Below are 1,741 nucleotides of genomic sequence, written 5' to 3'. Positions count from 1 at the left end.
GCAACGCTCCAGCGGTGACGGAAGTGACCGACACCATCGACACCACTACCGTGAAGCTTTCCGCGACTGAAACCGCGGCCGAGGGTGGCACCGTCACCTACACCGCCACCGTTGGTGCCGCTGTGACTGGCTCGCCAGTAACTGTGACCTTGGCCAACGGCCAGAGCATCACCATCGCGGTCGGCGAAACCACCGGCAGCGTGWCCACCCCCGCACCGAACGACGTGTTGACCGGCCATGCTCCACTGACCAACTCGATCACCAACGTCAGCGGCGGAAACTACGAGAATCTGGTTGCCGACAAATCCCCGGTCAGCACCACCGTCACTGACACCGTCGACACCACCACCCTGTCGCTGACTGCCACCAGCAACGTCAACGAAGGCGGTTCGATCGTCTACACCGCTGCCTTGACCAATCCGGCAGGCATTCCGGTGACCGTAACCCTGTCGAACGGTGCCGTGATCACCATCGAAGCCGGCAAGACCACCGGCACCGTGACCGTTCCGGCACCGGCTGATGACGTCTACAAAGATGCCGGCAAGCTCGACGTGACCATCAAGGAGACGACGGGTGGCAACTTCGAAAACCTGGTGATCGACAAGACACCAGCGGTGACCGATGTCACCGATACCATCGACACCACCACCGTCGGCCTGACTGCCACGGCCAGCACCGTTGAAGGCGGTGTTGTGGTGTACACCGCCTCCCTCACCGCGCCAGTTACCGGCTCGCCGGTGGTGGTGACCCTGTCCAATGGCCAGACCATCACCATTCCGGTTGGCGCCAGCTCCGGCAGCGTCAACTTCATCGCGCCGAACGATGCCCTCGCAGGCGGCAACACGCTGAGCGTGAAAATCGACGGTACCAGCGGCGGCAATTACGAGAATCTCGTCACGGATAAAACACCGGTTTCGACCTCTGTCACTGACACCGTCGACACCACCAACCTCAGCTTGAGCGCCACCGATGCCGTGGCCGAAGGTGGCTCGATCATCTACACCGCGACCCTGACCAATCCGGCCGGGACACCGGTCACCGTGACCCTGAGCAACGGCGCGGTGATCACCATCGAGGCCGGTAACACCACCGGCACCGTAAGCGTTGCGGCCCCGGCTGATGACGTCTACAAAGACGCCGGCACCGTTCAGGCAACGATCAGCAACGCCACCGGCGGCAGCTTCGAGAACCTGGTGCCGAGCACGGTTCCGGCGGTGACCAGCGTCACCGACACCGTCGACACCACCAACCTGTCGCTGAGCGCAACGGATGCCGTGGCCGAAGGCGGCTCGATTGTTTACACCGCGGCCCTGTCCAACGCCGCTGGCTCGCCGGTGACCGTGACCCTGAGCAACGGCGCCGTGATCACCATCGACGCCGGGAAAACCACCGGCACCGTGACCGTCGATGCACCGAAAGACGACGTGTATAAAGATGCTGGCAAAGTCGAAGTCAGCATTTCCACCGCTACCGGCGGCGATTTCGAAAACCTGGTGCCAAGCACGGTGCCGGCGGTGACCAATGTCACTGACACCATCGACACCTCGACGGTGAAACTGACCGCCACCGAAACCGCGGCYGARGGYGGCACYGTCACCTACACCGCCACCGTCGGTGCCGCCGTCGCCGGTTCGCCTGTCGTCGTGACGTTGGCCAACGGCCAGASCATCACCATCGCCGTCGGTCACACCACCGGCACCATCACCACCAGCGCGCCGAACGACGTGCTGGCTGGCCATGC

1 protein-coding gene is annotated in these 1,741 nt (G+C 63.5%); it reads left to right on the top strand.

Going from position 1 to position 1,741, the window contains the following annotated elements; translation table 11 throughout:
* A partial coding sequence (locus tag AC1D1M_RS31310; protein ID WP_477778674.1) for an immunoglobulin-like domain-containing protein occupies positions 1 to 1,741 on the top strand: 1,741 nt, incomplete at both ends.

Source organism: Pseudomonas sp. P1_F7 (assembly GCF_056405655.1).
Note: the sequence above shows the minus strand (reverse complement) of the source record. Positions and strands in the feature narration are given on the sequence as shown.